The following is a 1,158-nucleotide window of genomic DNA, read 5'->3' on the forward strand; positions in this document are numbered from 1 at the left end:
ACCAATACCTTTGAGATCACGCATAACAGAAAATGCTGAGTCGTACCAAACTGTGATGGTGGTCGAGTCTAGATGATGGTTATGGCATCGAGATTGCGCTAACGCAATTTTTACCTGATTGAGAGTAATAAAGTTATTCACGTGTTGATATGTGTCAATTTTTGCCCACGAATAGCGCAGTTCGTATAGCGAGCCATCAACTAGTGTTGAGAAACACCCTTTCCCATTAGCAGCTAATATTCGGCGAATTTCTCTCAACGGATAACTTAAATCGACACACCACTGTAGCGCGAGACTTGAAAACACATAGTCAAAACTAGCGTCCTCGAATGGCAAGCTTTCCGCGTCTGCTACCACATAACGAACATTATGGTCACCACAACGCTCGCGCGCTTTGTCCAACATTCCTTGCGAAAGATCGGCACAAACAACGCTTGCGCCTCGCTCTAGCAATAGCTGAGAAAAATATCCGGTTCCACACCCCAAGTCCAAAACGCGCTTGTTGGTAAGATCGCTTGGGAGCTTTTCTAACAAACGATGGCCAACATCTCGTTGAAATGCCGCATGTTTGTCATAGGTGTCAGCCGCTTTGCCAAAAGACGAAGCAATCGCCTCTTTGTCTTGGTGTACGTTGTCCAACACCATGTTTTCGGCATTATCCATTACAGCGCTCCTAATGCTTGCTTCAATGCGATTGAAAGCGTTTTAACTTGTTCTGTACTATGGTTCGCAGTGAGCGTGATACGAAGGCGTGAGGTACCTTTCGGAACGGTTGGTGGACGAATCGCGGTGACCCATATGCCATTTTGTCGACAAGCGTTCGCAACCTGCAAAGCAAGTTCTGATTCGCCAATCACAAATGGCTTGATCGGGGTATCTGTTTCAACAAAGCCATCCAGACCACTTAGATTCGTTTGATAAACCTCATTTAGCTCCACCAGCTTTTCGCGTCGCCAAGACTGCTCTTGAATCATAGAAACCGCATGTGTCAACGCGTAGGCCTGCGCAGGTGGCATTGCTGTTGAATACACATGGTGACGAGCAAACTGGGTCAAAAAGTCACCCGTTGCTTGATCACACAAAATCGCCGCACCGGACATGCCAAACGCTTTACCGAAGGTAACGACTAAAATCTCTGGTTTGACATTAGCAAGTTCA

2 protein-coding genes are annotated in these 1,158 nt (G+C 46.5%); both read right to left on the reverse strand.

Translation table 11 applies throughout. The features are described from left to right. The coding region (gene bioC, locus R7Q11_RS24895; RefSeq protein WP_225466846.1) for a malonyl-ACP O-methyltransferase BioC at positions 1-663 on the reverse strand (663 nt) is incomplete at its 3' end. After that, a partial coding sequence (locus R7Q11_RS24900) for an aminotransferase class I/II-fold pyridoxal phosphate-dependent enzyme (RefSeq protein WP_225466847.1) occupies positions 663-1,158 on the reverse strand: 496 nt, incomplete at its 5' end. The genes R7Q11_RS24900 and bioC, both read right to left, overlap by 1 nt.

Source organism: Vibrio sp. 970 (assembly GCF_033339075.1).